At 67.3% G+C, this 15033-nt stretch carries 12 protein-coding genes; 2 read left to right on the top strand and 10 right to left on the bottom strand.

Annotated elements, in window-relative coordinates:
- Nucleotides 1-28: 28 nt before the first annotated feature.
- Complete coding sequence (locus AAC645_RS04635; RefSeq protein ID WP_340314209.1) at nucleotides 29-1843, top strand: AcrB/AcrD/AcrF family protein; 1815 nt, start codon at nucleotides 29-31, stop codon at nucleotides 1841-1843.
- 103 nt (nucleotides 1844-1946) lie between these two features.
- Here AAC645_RS04635 and folD read toward each other — a convergent pair whose 3' ends face one another.
- From folD to argB, 4 genes are all read right to left on the bottom strand, one after another.
- On the bottom strand, nucleotides 1947-2840 hold the full coding sequence (gene folD / locus AAC645_RS04630) for a bifunctional methylenetetrahydrofolate dehydrogenase/methenyltetrahydrofolate cyclohydrolase FolD (protein WP_340314208.1): 894 nt from the start codon (nucleotides 2838-2840) through the stop codon (nucleotides 1947-1949).
- Nucleotides 2837-3121, bottom strand: coding sequence for a DUF167 domain-containing protein (locus tag AAC645_RS04625; RefSeq protein ID WP_340314558.1), 285 nt, complete (start codon nucleotides 3119-3121; stop codon nucleotides 2837-2839). The genes folD and AAC645_RS04625 overlap by 4 nt, the downstream gene beginning before the upstream one ends.
- 29 nt (nucleotides 3122-3150) lie before the next feature.
- Nucleotides 3151-3453: a YggT family protein gene (locus AAC645_RS04620; protein WP_340314207.1), complete on the bottom strand. Its 303-nt coding sequence runs from the start codon at nucleotides 3451-3453 to the stop codon at nucleotides 3151-3153.
- A 327-nt stretch (nucleotides 3454-3780) separates the two neighbouring features.
- Nucleotides 3781-4686 (bottom strand): acetylglutamate kinase, encoded by a 906-nt coding sequence (gene argB / locus AAC645_RS04615; RefSeq protein WP_340314206.1) that lies wholly within the window; start codon nucleotides 4684-4686, stop codon nucleotides 3781-3783.
- Nucleotides 4687-4863: 177 nt separating this feature from the next.
- On the opposite strand from argB, the gene AAC645_RS04610 reads away from it, so the two are divergent.
- Nucleotides 4864-6126, top strand: coding sequence for a NupC/NupG family nucleoside CNT transporter (locus tag AAC645_RS04610; protein ID WP_340314205.1), 1263 nt, complete (start codon nucleotides 4864-4866; stop codon nucleotides 6124-6126).
- A 181-nt stretch (nucleotides 6127-6307) separates the two neighbouring features.
- On the opposite strand, the gene rpoN is transcribed toward AAC645_RS04610, so the two are convergent.
- The 6 genes from rpoN to AAC645_RS04580 form a co-directional block, all read right to left on the bottom strand.
- Complete coding sequence (rpoN, locus tag AAC645_RS04605; RefSeq protein WP_340314204.1) at nucleotides 6308-7831, bottom strand: RNA polymerase factor sigma-54; 1524 nt, start codon at nucleotides 7829-7831, stop codon at nucleotides 6308-6310.
- Between the two features lie 26 nt (nucleotides 7832-7857).
- On the bottom strand, nucleotides 7858-8634 hold the full coding sequence (gene lptB, locus AAC645_RS04600) for an LPS export ABC transporter ATP-binding protein (protein WP_340314203.1): 777 nt from the start codon (nucleotides 8632-8634) through the stop codon (nucleotides 7858-7860).
- A gap of 163 nt (nucleotides 8635-8797) precedes the next feature.
- Nucleotides 8798-9802, bottom strand: coding sequence for a threonine aldolase family protein (locus tag AAC645_RS04595; RefSeq protein ID WP_340314202.1), 1005 nt, complete (start codon nucleotides 9800-9802; stop codon nucleotides 8798-8800).
- 38 nt (nucleotides 9803-9840) lie between these two features.
- Nucleotides 9841-10143 (bottom strand): hypothetical protein, encoded by a 303-nt coding sequence (locus tag AAC645_RS04590; protein WP_340314201.1) that lies wholly within the window; start codon nucleotides 10141-10143, stop codon nucleotides 9841-9843.
- 79 nt (nucleotides 10144-10222) lie between these two features.
- Nucleotides 10223-11593: a hypothetical protein gene (locus tag AAC645_RS04585; protein WP_340314199.1), complete on the bottom strand. Its 1371-nt coding sequence runs from the start codon at nucleotides 11591-11593 to the stop codon at nucleotides 10223-10225.
- A 4-nt stretch (nucleotides 11594-11597) separates the two neighbouring features.
- Nucleotides 11598-14942, bottom strand: a complete 3345-nt coding sequence (locus AAC645_RS04580; RefSeq protein ID WP_340314197.1) for a polysaccharide deacetylase family protein — start codon at nucleotides 14940-14942, stop codon at nucleotides 11598-11600.
- Nucleotides 14943-15033 lie beyond the last annotated feature (91 nt).

Genomic DNA, 15033 nt, shown 5'->3' with positions numbered 1-15033 from the left:
CGGCCGGCCGGGGCCCTAAGCGGGCGCGATGCGGGACGGCGACGACTTCGAAGAGCAGATGATGGCGTGGATCGAACGCCGCTGGCGAACGGTCTTCTGGATGCTGTTCGCCGGCACCTGCGCCTATTTCCTGTTCTACAAATGGGGCCAGATCCGCTGGCTCGGACTTGCCGACACCGACGACAACATGCGGCTAGCCGAGGTCAAGGCATGGCTCGACGGGCAGGCCTGGTTCGATCTGCGGCAGCACAAGCTGGCGCCGCCCGACGGCCTCAACATCCATTGGTCGCGGATCGTCGACCTGCCGATAGCGGCGCTTCTGCTAATCTTCCGCCCGATCGTCGGCGACTATATGGCGCAGCAGATCGCCTGCGCAGTGGCGCCGATGCTGGCGCTGGGGCCGGCGTTATGGGCGATGATCCTGGCGGTGCGGCGGCTGATCCATCCGCGCGCCTATCCGATCGCCTTCGCGATCATGCTCTGCGCGCAGACCACCCTGTTCATGTGGATGCCGCTGCGGATCGATCATCATGGCTGGCAGCTCGCTTCGCTGATGTTGGTGGTGGCGGGCCTGGCCGATCCAAATAGCCGGCGCGGCGGCGCGCTTGCCGGCTTCGCCACCGCCTTCTCATTCGGCATCGGGCTCGAGCTGATCCCGATGATGGCGATCGCCGGCGCCTCGATCGCGCTGCGCTGGGTCTGGGCCACGAATGGCGACCGGGCCGAGGCGGGCCGGCTGGCGGCCTATGCGATCGCGCTTGGCGGCGGCTGCGCGGTCGCGTTCGGCGCCTTCGCCTCCCATGACAACCGCGCGATGGTCTGCGACGTGCTGTCGCCGGTCTATCTGGCGACGCTGCTGCTCACCAGCGCACTGCTGCTCGGGCTGAGCTTCGTGCGCAGCGAGAGCCAGGGGCTGCGGCTGGCCCTGCTGATCGCCGCCGCTGTGCTGATCGCCGCCTTCTTCGCGATCAGCTTCCCGCAATGCCTAGGCCGCCCCGAGCGCATTTCGCCCGAGTTGGGGCGGATGTGGTTCGACAATATCCGCGAGGTGAAGCCGCTCTACACCAAGCCGTGGCGCGATGCGCTCGGCACCGCCTGGCTACCGGTGATCGGGACGATCGGCGCGGTCATCGCAGCCTGGCAGGCGCGGCGCGCGCCGACCGCCGGCGCCTGGATGTCGATCGCGCTGCTCAGCCTCGTCGCGACGCTGGGCCTCGCCTGGCAATCGCGCTTCGGGCCGCAGGCGCAGCTGATGGGCGTGTTCGGGGCGACGGCGTTGGCATGGCTGCTGCTGCCGAGGCTGCTCGAATCGAGCTGGTCGCTGGTCCGGATCGGCGGCACGCTCTTCGTATTCTTCGCGCTGTCGGGCCAGCTCGCGCAGTTCGCGACGATGATCCCGCCGACCACGAAGGAAGTGCGCAGCGCAAGCGCCGCGGCCAAGGCCGCCGAAAGCGCCCGACGCTGTCCGACGCTGCCGGCGCTGCGCCAGCTCGATGCGTTGCCACCCGCGACGATGCTCACCTTCATCGACATGGGGCCGCGGCTAATCACGATGACCCACCACAGCGCGATCGCCGGCCCCTATCACCGCAATGGCGACATAATCCTGGAAGTGCAGAAGGCGTTCCGCTCGCCATCGCCCGAGGTTGCCCATGCGGTGATGAAGCACCACGGTGCAACGATGCTGCTGCTCTGCCCCGGCATGGCGGAATCGACGATCTACAGGGCGCAGGCGCGCGATGGCTTCTACATGCAGATGATGGATGACCAAGTCCCGGCCTGGCTGAAGCCAGTGGCGCTGCCGGCCAATTCGCCGTTCAAATTGTGGCGACTGGTGGAGTAGGATTTGCGAGACGCCCGCCGAACGAAAGCTTGGTGGAGCAGTGTTCAGGCCGGCAGATCCTCCATCGCCCGCGAAAGGCGGGAGAGGGTGAAGGTCATGAGCGTCAGATCGCGCCGCTCGCCAGCGGCACCCCGGCGCGGCGGTGCGCGGCGACCAGCGTATTGCGCAGCAGCACCGCGATGGTCATCGGGCCGACGCCGCCGGGTACCGGCGTGATCGCCCCCGCGACCTGAGCGGCCTCCGCAAAGGCGACATCGCCCACCAGCTTCGTCTTGCCGGCTTCGGCGGCCGGCACGCGGTTGATGCCGACGTCGATCACCGTCGCACCCGGCTTGATCCAGTCGCCCCTGATCATCTCGGGACGGCCGACCGCGGCGACCACAATATCGGCGCGGCGCACGACCGCAGGCAGGTCCTTCGTCCTGCTGTGGGCGACCGTCACCGTGCAGCTCTCGGCGAGCAGCAGCTGCGCCATCGGCTTGCCGACGATGTTCGATCGCCCGATCACCACCGCGTCCAGCCCCGACAGGTCGCCGAGCCGATCCTTCAGCAACATCACGCAGCCAAGCGGGGTGCACGGGACATAGCCGGGCAGTCCGGTCGAGAGCCGGCCGACATTGATGACATTGAAGCCGTCGACATCCTTGTCGGGATCGATCGTCGCGATCACCAGATCCTCGTCGACATGCGCGGGCAGCGGCAGCTGGACGAGGATGCCATCGACGGTCTCGTCGGTGTTGAGCCGCCGCACCAGCGCGAGCAGCTCCTCCTGGCCGGCCTCGGCGGGCAGCCGGTGCTCGAAGCTCTCCATGCCCGCCTCGACGGTCGCCTTGTGCTTGGAGCGGACATAGACCTGGCTTGCCGGGTCTTCGCCGACCAGCACCACCGCGAGCCCGGGCGCGCGACCCGCCACGGCGCGGAAGGCGGGGATCATTTCCGCGATCCGTGCGCGCAGTCCGCCCGCGAACGCCTTGCCGTCGATGATGTCCGCGCTCATGCCTTGTCCTTGACGATATGGGCCAGGGCGGCGGCCAGCGCCGCGGGCTCGCCCCGGATATGGAGCCTCTTTAGCCGCGAAGTCGCGCCGCTGGCCAGTGTCACATCCTGCTTCGCGACACGCAGCGCCTTCGCGATCATCCGGATCAGCGCCGCGTTGGCGGCGCCATCGCTCGGCGGGGCGGTCAGCCGCACCGCCAGCCAGTCGCGTCCGTCATCGGCAGTGACGACTGCCTCGATGGCGTCGCGGCTGGCTTTGGGACTGGCGCGGACGGCGAGGATGACGCCGTCGGCAACGATGCTCCAGGCGCTCAGACGCCCGCCATCATCACCGATGCTTCAGCATGGCCGATCACCATCTGCAGGATGATGATCAGCAGCAGCGCCACCAGCGGGGACAGGTCGAGCGCACCGAAATCGGGCATGATCCGGCGGATCGGCCGGTAGATCGGCTCGGTGATCTTGTCGAGCGCGTAGAGCACCTGGCGGACGAAGTCGTTATAGGTGTTGATCACGTTGAACGCGACCAGCCACGACATGATCGCCTGGATGATGATGATCCAGCGCAGGACGCTCAGCAGCAGGTCAACGATCTGCAGGAGGAGGAGAAGCATCTAAACCCCTTCGAATGTGTCGCCGCCATGTAGTGAAGCAAGCCGCCACCGGCAATGACGTGACCGTATCAATCGGCACTGTGTGCCGATTGAGTCTGTGTTTCGCCCTCAAACGCCGGGCGCAGCACATCCGTGCTGCTTGGCTTCCTCGCAATAAGCTCGGGCGGCCGTTCGCCCTTGCGGAGCCCGGTCGGGCTCCGACGATGAGCTCGGCGTCGGAACGCGCCAGTGTTCCGCAAGGCCGAACGGCCGTCGCGCCTTATTGGCGCGAAGCCAAGGCAGGCGGACGCCTGCCGCCCGGCGTTTGAGGGCTAGACAAAAACCTCTTCACCCCATCCGCACCAGCGTGCCGGCGCCGCGGCGGGTGAAGGCTTCGATCAGCATCGCGTGCGGCACCTGGCCGTCGAGGATGACGGCGGCATCGACGCCGCCCTCCACCGCGTCGACGCAGGTTTCCAGCTTTGGGATCATGCCGCCCGATATCGTGCCGTCGCTGCGCAGGTCGCCGATCTGCTCGGGGGTCAGGTCGCGGATCAGCTGCTTGTCCTTGTCGAGCACGCCAGGCACGTCGGTGAGCAGGAACAGCCGCGCCGCGCCCAGCGCGATCGCGATCGCGCCGGCCATGGTATCGGCGTTGACATTATAGGTGTGGCCGTCCTCGCCGATCGCGATCGGGGCGATCACCGGGATCATGCCGGCCTTGGAGATGGTGTCGATCACCCGCCGGTCGATATCCGCGGGCTCGCCGACGAAGCCGAGGTCGACCGGCTCCTCGAGTTTGGTGTCGGGGTTGAGCCGGGTGCGCCGCACCTTCTCGGCCACAACCATGCGGCCGTCCTTGCCCGACATGCCGACAGCACGGCCGCCGGCATGCGCGATCCAGGAGACGATCTCCTTGTTGATCGATCCGCACAGCACCATTTCGGCGATCTTGGCGGTTTCGGCGTCGGTGACGCGCAGCCCGTCGACGAAGCTGCTCTCGACCCCCAGCGTCTTAAGCATCTTGCCGATCTGCGGCCCGCCGCCATGAACGACCACCGGATTGATCCCCACCGCCTTGAGCAGGACGATATCCTCCGCGAAGTCATGCGCCAGCTCGGGATCGCCCATGGCATGGCCGCCATATTTCACGACGAAGGTCTCGCCGGCATAGCGCTGCATATAGGGCAGCGCCTCGGTGAGGGTCTCGGCCTTGGCCAGAAGGATCGGATCGGGGCTGTAGTCTGTGGACATGCGCGGCCCTTAGCGGAGGAGCGGGGCGTTAGAAAGACCGTCGTCGCGCCGGCCATCGCTCCGCTGGGGACACATCCAGCCGCCGCGTGATCCCAGGGCCAACAAAAGCGGCGCTTGACCACCAGGCCCCGGACGCCAAGGTGCGGCTTTAGCCCTCCGCGCCGCGAGATGCCCTGCATGACCAAATTGCTGACCGGCGTCGCCGGCATCGCGCTCATCCTGCTAGTGGCGGTGGCGCTGTCGTCGAACCGCAAGGCGATCCGCCTGCGCGTGGTGGGTGCCGCCTTCGCACTGCAGGCGGGGATCGCGCTTCTCGTGCTCTATGTGCCGTGGGGACGCGCCGCGCTTGGCTGGTTGTCGAGCGGCGTGTCGAGCCTGCTCGGCTATGCCCAGGCCGGCACCGATTTCCTGTTCGGGCCGATCGCCAGCCCCGCGATCGGCGGCACCAGCTTCGCGATCGCCGCACTGCCGGTGATCATCTTCTTCGCATCGCTGGTGTCGATCCTCTATTATCTCGGCGTCATGCAGTTTGTGATCCGCTGGGTCGGCGGCGCGATCGAGGCGGTGATCGGCGTTTCCAAAGTCGAATCGCTCTGCGCGGCGGCGAATATCTTCGTCGGCCAGAGCGAATCCCCGCTGGTGATCCGCCCCTATCTCGCCGGGCTCAAGCCGCACCAGATGTTCGCGGTAATGACCTCTGGAATGGCCGGCGTCGCGGGCACGATCCTCGCCGACTATGCGGCGATGGGGATCAGCATCGACCTGCTGCTCGCCGCCAGCTTCATGTCGGCCCCGGGCGCGCTGCTGATGGCCAAGATCATCATGCCCGATCCGCGGACCGTCGAAGGCGAGCTGCCGCTCGGCGATCCGCTCGAAGGGGAAGCGATCGCCGTCGCCGAAGCGCATGAGGCCGGCGCGCGGCCCGAAAACATCATCATGGCCGCCTCGCTCGGCGCGCAGACAGGCCTCAGGATCGCCGTAGCGGTGGGCGCGATGGTGCTCGTCTTCATCGCGCTGGTGGCGCTGGCGAACGGCGTGCTCGGTGCGGTCGGCGGCTGGTTCGGCTATCCGCACGCCAGCTTCCAGCAGCTGCTCGGCCTGCTGTTCGCGCCGGTGATGGTCCTGCTCAACATCCCGTGGGACCAGGCGCAGATCGCCGGCGGACTATTCGGCGAGAAGGTCGTGCTTAACGAGTTCGTCGCCTATATCCACCTCGGCCAGATCAAGGCCGTGCTCAGCCCGCACAGCGTCGCGGTGGTCACCTTCGCCCTGTGCGGCTTCGCCAATTTCTCCTCGATCGCGATCCAGATGGCGTCCGCCGGCAGCCTCGCGCCCAACCAGCGCCCGACGATCGCACGGCTGGGGATCAAGGCGCTGGCGGCGGGGAGCCTGGCCAACCTGATGTCGGCGGCGCTGGCCGGATTGCTGATCCCGATGTGAGCCTGACTCACCCCTCCCTTTCAAGAGAGGGGCTACAGCATCTGAATTTCGTCATCCCGGACTTGATCCGGGATCCCACGTCTTCCCCTATGTTCCGCCGCTCAACCGGCGTCAGGAAGGCAGCGAGATCCCGGATCAAGTCCGGAATGACGGCGTTCCAGAGGAGGGAGGGTGTTTTGTCTCAAGCCGCCTTCATCGCCCGCTGCCGCCGGCGCTGGACCGACGATCCCAGCCCGATCGCCTCGCGATATTTGGCCACAGTCCGCCGGGCCAGGTCGAAGCCCCGCTCCTTGAGCAGGTCGACCAGCTTGTCGTCGGACAGGACGTCGTCGCCCTCGGCGGCGATCAGCTTGGCGATGTGGCTCTTGACCGCCTCGGCAGAGACGTTGTCGCCCCCGTCGGACGCCGAGACGCCGCTGGTGAAGAAATATTTGAGTTCGTGCAGGCCGCGCTCGCACATCAGATATTTGTTCGAGGTCACACGGCTCACCGTCGATTCGTGCATGCCGATCGCTTCCGCCACCGCCTTGAGGGTCAGAGGGCGGAGATGCTCGACGCCATGCAGGAAGAAGGCTTCCTGCTGCTTCACGATCTCGCCGGCGACTTTGACGATCGTGCGGGCGCGCTGGTCGAGCGCTTTGACCAGCCAGTTGGCCGAAGCAAGGCACTCGCTGAGCCAGGCCTTGCTGCCCTTGTCCTGCGCCCCGCTCGCCAGTTCGGTGTAATAGGCCCGGTTGACGAGCAGCCGGGGCAAGGTCGCGCTATTGAGTTCGATCGCCCAGCCAGTGGCGGTGCGCGCGATGAAGATATCGGGCGTCACCGGCGCCGCCGGCTCGCCGCCGAAGCGCAGGCCGGGCTTGGGATCATAGTTGCGGAGCTCGCGGATCATATCCGCCATGTCCTCTTCGTCGACCCCGCAAAGTCGGCGGAGCTGCGGGATCGCGCCGCGCGCGAGCAGATCGAGATTGTCGATCAGCTTCGCCATCGCCGGATCGTAGCGGTCGGCCTCGCGGGCCTGGATGGCGATGCATTCGGCCAGCGACCGCGCGCCGACCCCGGTGGGATCGAGCGCCTGGATCACGGCCAGCACGCGCTCGACATGGAAGAGCGGCACGTCCAGCTGGCGGGCAAGGTCGGCGGTGTCGCCTTCGAAATACCCCGCCTCGTCGATCAGGTCGATCAGTTGCGCGGCGATGGCGACATCCGATCCCGACAGCAGCTCGCCGGCCTGGGCGGTAAGATGATCGCGCAGTGAAAGCGTCGCCGTCGCATAGTCGTCGAGATCCGGTGCTTCGGCCGATCCATTACCGGCGCCTTCGAGGCCGAGGCCGCCGTCCATGCCGCGCATCGAATCGGAGGCGCTGTCATGATGGAAGGTCTCCGCCGCATAGTCGACGTCGAGCGGAGTGTCGGCCACGGCGTCGCCGGCCTCGATCAGCCGGTCGGCGGTCGGGCCGTCGAAATCCTCACCATCATCGAACCCGTCGCCATCGAAATCGTCGGCATTATCGGAACGATCGTCGCCCTGGTTCTCGGGGGCCTCGGCCGCGCCGCCTTCCAGCAGCGGGTTCTTCTCGATTTCCTCGGCGATGAACGCCTCGACCTCAAGGTTGGAGAGCGCCAGCAGCTTGATCGCCTGCTGGAGCTGCGGCGTCATGACCAGCGATTGGCTTTGCCTGAGGTCGAGGCGTGGGCCGATCGCCATAGCTTATGCTGCTCGGGGGAACATTGTCAGAGCGAGAAGCCTTCGCCCAGATACAGGCGCCGGACATTGGGATCGGCCACCAGAGCGGCAGGGCTGCCTTGGAACAGCACCTTGCCGTCATAGATGATGCAGGCGCGGTCGACGATGTCGAGCGTCTCGCGAACATTGTGATCGGTGATCAGCACGCCGATGTCGCGACGCTTCAGGTCCCGCACCAGCTCGCGGATATCGGAGATCGAGATCGGGTCGATCCCGGCGAAAGGTTCGTCGAGCAGCATGATCGACGGATCTGCGGCCAGCGCGCGGGCGATCTCGCAGCGGCGGCGCTCGCCGCCCGACAACGCCATCGCCGGCGAATCGCGCAAATGGGTCAGGTGGAATTCCCGGAGCAGCTCCTCCAGCCGCTCGCCGCGCTGCGCCTTGTCGGGCTCGACCAGCTCGAGCACCGCGAGCAGGTTCTGCGCAACGGTGAGGCCGCGGAAGATCGAAGTTTCCTGGGGCAGATAGCCGAGCCCCAGGATGGCCCGTCGGTACATCGGCAGGGTGGTGATGTCGTCGCCGTCAAGCAGGATGCGGCCGGCATCGGGCTTGACGAGGCCCATCACCGAATAGAAGCAGGTCGTCTTGCCGGCACCGTTGGGGCCGAGCAGCCCGACGACTTCGCCGCGCGCGACATCCAGCGAAATGTCCGACAACACCTGGCGCTTGTCGTAAGTCTTGGCAATCGACACGACCGAAAGGCCGCGCGCGACACTCGCCGTTTCGGGGCCGATCGGACGCTCGAGCGTGGCGGTGTCGTTCATGCAGGCTTGTCCTGTCGGCGCGGTTAAGGTCGCCCTGATTAGCGAAAGCCGGTGGTCAAGGAAACTGGCAAGCTTCCTGCATGACGTTTAACCGGGCGGGAAGCCGGCTGAAAAGCCGCCATAATCGCTGTCTCACGGCGGTCGCGGGGCAGAGCGGCCGCAATCAACTCAGCGCCATGATCGCCGCAGCCAGCGCGTCGACCTCGGCGGCAGGCTGGTCCCAGCTGCACACCAGCCGGGCGACGCCGGGAGTCCAGTCGTAGAATTCGAAACCCTGCGCCCGCAACGACTCGGCCTCGGCCGCTGTCAGCCGCAGGAATATCTCGTTGGCCTCCACCGCATGCAGCAGCCGATCGCGCGCCGCGTTGGCGATGTGCGCGGCGGCGGCATTGGCGGCGCGGGCATTGCGCAGCCAGACGCCGCCATCGAGCATCGCCAATATCTGTGCGGCCGCAAAACGGCCTTTGGACAGCAGGTGCCCGGCCCGCTTGCGGCGGTAACGCGTCGCCTGCGCAAGCTCCGGCCGAAAGAACAGCAGCGCCTCGGCCGACATGCCGCCATTCTTGATGAAGCCGAAGCTCAGCGCATCGACCCCGGCACGCCAGCTGAGATCGGCCGGCGAGCAGCCGAGCGTGGCGACGGCGTTCGCGAAGCGCGCGCCGTCCATATGCAGGCCGAGCCCGCGCCGCTTCGCCGCATCGCCGAGCGCGGCGACCTCGTCGGGGGTGTAGACCAGCCCATATTCAGTCGCGTTGGTGATCGACACCGCCGCCGGCTGGGCCTGGTGGACATCGGTGCGGACCGAGGCGGCGAGAGCCTCCAGCCCCGCCGGATCGAGCTTCGCGCCAGCGCCGCTCGCCAGCATCAGCTTGGCGCCGCCGGTGTAGAATTCGGGCGCGCCGCATTCATCGCCCTGGATATGGGCGTCAGCATGGCAGATCACCGCCTGGTGCGACTGCACCATCGCGGCGAGCGCGAGTGCATTCGCGGCGGTTCCGCTCGACACCCACAGCGCCGCGACCTGGGTGCCGAACAGATCCGAGAAAGCGCCATCGAGCGACGCGCTCAGCGCATCGCCGTCATAGGCGGTATCGGGCGAATTGGCCCGGACGAGCGCCGCCATGACTTCGGGGCAGACGCTGGCGGCGTTATCGGAGAAGAAGCGCATCGGCGAATTGCAGATATCGCGCGAGCGAAGTCAACTTGCTAAGAGGCCGCATCCTGCTTCTGCCCGAGCTGGGGCACCGCGCCGATACGCTCCCCGCCGTCGAACAATCCGTCGAGTCGGCGTCGCAGCGTCCGTTCATATTCGGCACGCTCGACGCAGCTGGGGCGCGACAGCATGAGATCGCCACAAATGGCATCCTTGATCCGCCCGACCGCGGCCGCGTCGAGAACGCCGACGGCCTTGAGCTCCACCGCCAGCTGCACCAGCCCGACTGCGGTCGCCTGGGCGCGAAAGCCGAGCAGGTCGACGGTTTCGCGAAGCTTTCGCCTGTCATTGTCCACGGTTCCATCCTCTCCATTCTTGTCATGAACCGACTGGATCGCCAGAGGTTCACGCTGCCTCCCTATACCGCAATCGAAATCAGCCGCTAATCCCCAGCAGCGCCATGGTTTCCACCAGCATGGCGGCGACGACCGGCACGATGACCAGAAGGCGCCGGCGCCATGCGAGCGCCGCCCGCTCCGCCAAGGCGATTGCCAGCCCGGTCATGGTGGCCAGCATCGTCCACAGATTATAGCGCAGATCGGGCGCGACGCTGATCAGCCCATAGGCGCCGCCGTAGAACAGCGCCGAGGCTGCGAGCGCCAGGACGATGCGCCGGCTGGGCAGGCGTGGCGCTGCTATGACCAGCCCCAGCGCGAGCGCGAGCCAGGTGGCGGGGCGGCCCAGTGGTGACCAAGCCAACCATTGCGCCGCCCAGACAACCGCGCTGGTCGCCTCGTTGGGCGTGAAACGCAGCCCCAGATCGTTGGGCTGGCTCATCAGATAGACGGCATCGCCGGGCAGCGTGTGCAGGAAGCGCCAGTTCCAGTCGAGATGGGCGAGCCGATGCCGCGTATAAGCAGCAGGCGCGGCAATTACCGCATTGAGCCAGATACCCATCGGACTGTCGCCGGTGCGCGAGACATGATCGGCGAGGCTGTCCTCGGCCACACCGCAGCCGGCCTCGTCCATGAGGCCATAGCTGCGAGGCTCATAGCAATGGGCAGTGGCGGCGCGGGCCTGCGCGTCGCTCATTCCCGGATAGCCATTGGCGCCACCCTGCGCGACGATCCCCGCCAGATCGAAGTTGATCAGCGAATAGAGCGGATGCGAATGGCTGGGCCGCAGCGCCGCCTCGTTGATCGCCCAGTTGCTCGCCAACAGCAGCGCCAGCGCGGCCGCCGCTGCGACGCACAGGCGCAGGGGATGCGCAGTCCAGCGCGTCGGCAGGGCGAGCAACAGCAACGGCAGCGCCGCGAACAGCGCGTTGAAGCGGGTCGCCGCGGCGATCAGAATCAACGGGACCGCGATCGCCGCCAGCCAGGCCGGCCCGCCCGCAGCGCGGCGGACCAGCAGCGCGGCCGCCATCAGCATCAGGCACGCCATCAGCGGGTCCTTCAGAATCGCGCCGACCTGTCCGAACGGGATCGGCAGCAACGCGAACAGGATCGGCAGCGCCGCCGCGCGCCAGCCATGCCGCGCCCGCACACTGTCCGCGATCAGCCCGATCGCGCCCCAGTAGAGCGCGATGTCGAGCAGCAGGAACGGCGCCCCGCCCGGCCCGATCCGGAGCAGCTGCCGCCATAGCCAGGCGGTGACCGGGGGATGCCAGTCGTCATAGCGCCCGCTCAGCGCCTGTCCGTACTGGACGACGGTGTCAGGCGTGATGACGCCCCAATGGAAGGCGTAGAGCTGGAATAGACCGAAGCCGATGCACAGCAGCGCCAACAGGGCGCGTTGATGCCGCACGGCCTCAGCTCTGGGTGACACGCCCCGACCGTTCCAGCTTGCCCCACCCCACCCGCGGGCCGCGCATCGCCTGGGCGAGCGCCTTGAGCACGACATAATACATGATCTGCCTATAGCCGATGCGCTGCGGCACGAGCAGCCACAGCAGCCGCCAACGCTCGCGCCGTTCGAGCGCGAAGGCGATGAAGCCGGCGAGCAGATCGATCGCGGTGAACACCAGCCAATAGGTCAGCATCTTGCCGATATCGGTGCTGTTCTGCGCCCAACCATGCGCCTCCACTTCGAACCCGGTGGCGACCAGGCTGAGCAGCAGCGCCAGATCGATCACCGGCGAGATTGCCGCGAGCATGATCTGGAACAATATCGCCTGGGGCAGGCCGATCCGGGCGAGGCCGCGCGGCCGGCCACTCGCCATCACCGCGCGGTGCTTCCACAGGCATTGCAGCGTGCCGAACGCCCAGCGGAAGCGCTGCTTGGCGAGCGCGCGGACGCTTTCGGGCGCCTCGGTCCAGGCAACCGCATATTGATCATAATGCACCTTCCAACCGGCGCGCTGGATCGCGATGGTCAGGTCCTGATCCTCGGCAAGCGTATCGGGCGGATAGCCGCCGACGCCGCGGATCGCCGTCAGCCGCCATGCGCCGACCGCGCCGGGCACCACCGTCATCGCGTCGAGCCTGGCGAGCGCACGCCGCTCGAGATTCTGCGCGGTGATATATTCGAGCGCCTGCCAACGCGTGACGAGGTTGACTCGGTTGCCGACCTTGGCGTTGCCGGCGACTGCGCCGAGCCGCTCGTCGCCGAACCAGCGCGCCAGCCGAGCGATGGTGGCCGGCTCGAACTGGGTATCAGCGTCGAGCGCGATGACGATCTCGCCGCGCACCAGTTCGAGCGCACGGTTGAGCGCACGCGCCTTGCCGCCATTCTCCAGGGTCAGCAGCCGCACTCGCGGCTCATCGGCGAACGCCTCCCGCACGACCGCGCTGGTGCGGTCCTTAGACCCATCGTCGATCACGATCACCTCGATGCCGACGTCGCGGCTGTCGAGCACGCGGCGCACGGATCGTTCGATCACCCGCTCCTCGTTGAACGCGGGAATCAGCACGGTGACGAAGCGGTCGGGATCGATCGCCGGGAAGACGGTCCGCGCCTCGCGCCGCGCCTGGACCAGCGCCAGCGCCGACAGCAGCACCGCGCGCGCGATGCCGAGGCTGATCGCAACCAGGAACAGCCACTTGATGGCGATGGTCATGCCGCCCAGCGTGCTGAACAGCGCGAGATCGGTCTCGGCCGCGAACCGGTCGCCCTTCGAGATCGGAGGATTGACCTGAGCGGGCGGAAGCCCAGCAAGTTCCGACACCGGCACGAAACGAAGGCCCCGCGCACGCAGCTCGCGAATCAGCAGCGGCAGTGCCGCGACGGTCTGCGAGCGATCGCCGCCGGCATCGTGGAGCAGCACGATCTGAGTCGAGAAATCGGGATTGCCACCCTCGACGCCGTCGATCGTGCGCTGGACGATCTCACCGACGCCGGGGCGTTTCCAGTCGTCAGGATCGACATGCAGGCCGACCGACAGATAGCCGCGCCGCTGCGCCTCCGCGACAGGGGTTATCTCGTCCGCGGTGGTAGGCTCGGCGTCGCCGAAATAGGGTGCGCGGAACAGCCGCAGCGAACGCCCCGTATAAGCCTGGAACAGCCGCTGGTTGGCGTTGAGTTCCAGCGCGGTCTGTGCCGGCGTCGCCTCGGCGAGGTTGGGGTGGGTGTAGGTATGGCTGCCGACTTCATGGCCCTCGGCGATCTCGCGCTCGAGCAGCGCGCGATGAGTCAGCGCGTTCTCGCCAACCACGAAAAAGGTAGCGGGCACCTTCTCGGCCTTGAGGATGTCGAGGATCTTCGGGGTCCAGACCGGATCGGGGCCATCGTCGAAGGTCAGTGCGACGAGGCCGGGGCGATAGCCGGTGCGCTGGATCTGGTAGGGGCTGGGCAGCCGGTCGAATCGCACATTCGTGATCGCGCCCTGCTTGTCGGTCGCGACGTGACGATAGCCGGGCACCGGCACCGCCCCGATCCGCAATATCTCGCCCGAGCCTTCGATATCGACATTGGTGCCGGCGGGGATCGCCTCGATCGCGCTCGCCTGGGTCGGCCCGGGCTTGCGGCCGAACATGGTCCAGATCGACGGGTCCTCGGTCCCGAGCCGCCACAGCGCCACCGAGTTGAGGCCGAGCGTCCGCAGGGTGGTGAGTTCGCCGTGCATCGCCGCGGCGTCGAGCAGCCAGATGTCGTGGCGGACGCCGCCCTCCTCATAAGCGAGGTTGCTGTTGCCGCTCGCCGGATCGTAGTGCGGCGACACGCCGCTTTCGTGCGCGGTCAGCCACGCATCCTCGACCGAATGGGCAATGGTGTCGCCGTTCTTCTCCCAGTCATAGGCATAGGAGCCGAGCGCCACGACCACCTTTTCGGGCGGCAGGCCGCGCACCGCACGCGCCACCGAGTCCGCGAACCAGGCATGCGAGGCGATCGGTCCCGGATCGCCGGGCTCCGAATGCTCGTCATACGCCATCAGGAACAGCCGGTCGGTTACCCGCGCATAGGCGCGGAGGTCCCAGTCCGGATCGGCGACCGGCACTGCGATGGCGATCGTCATGCCGGGCAGGCGCGCCCGCGCCTGGCGTAGGAAGGCGAGATAGGCGCGATGCGCGCCGGGCGGCAGCTCCTCGAAATCGAAGAAGATGCCGCTGGCCTGGTTGGCGGCGAGCAGCTGCGCGACCCGATCAAGCGTGGCGCGGGTCTGCGCCGGATCCCTCAGTAGGGCCGCGATGCCCGGGCCATCCCAGGCGCCGTCGAGGGCATTCTGCACCATCGGCATCAGCTTCGGCCGGCGCCGGGCGTGGCTGATGATCGCCTTGCCGCGCGGATCGGCGAAGCTGGTCACCTTGTGATCGGGGCCGGTGATCGAGATCCAGCCGGGGATCAGCCAGTCGATATCCTCGACATGCCGCGCGAGCGAGGCGGCGGAGGCGTCGTCCCACGGCGCGTGGAAGGCATAGCTGGTCGGCGGCAGGCCCTGGGCGGGCCGCACGCTTGCGATCAGGTGGCGAAAATCGCGCCACATATCCTTGATGGGGCGGGCGCTTGTCTTGACCAGCGCGCGGTCGTGCCCGGCGACCGGAGAGATGGCCGGCCGCTCGACCTCGAATGGCAAGGGCGGCTGCGGCTCGACCTCGACGATCGAGCCGAAGAAGGCGGCGATCGCCAGCAGCACCAGCAGGACGAACGCGATCAGCGCCAGCGCAAAACGCCGCCGCCGCCGTCCGGAGGCATCGAAGAAGATCGGCTGGTCGTGCATGCCCGGGAGGTCCGTCGAACCGGGTTCTGGAACGCACCCGCAACACGCGGGTTAGAGGCCGTTCGCTTTCAAATGGCAAGAGGATGCTTTG

It is taken from the genome of Rhizorhabdus argentea, from assembly GCF_037861105.1.
GTDB lineage: Bacteria > Pseudomonadota > Alphaproteobacteria > Sphingomonadales > Sphingomonadaceae > Rhizorhabdus > Rhizorhabdus argentea.
The sequence above is the reverse complement of the archived record's forward strand: the minus strand, read 5'-3'. Positions and strand labels throughout refer to the sequence as shown.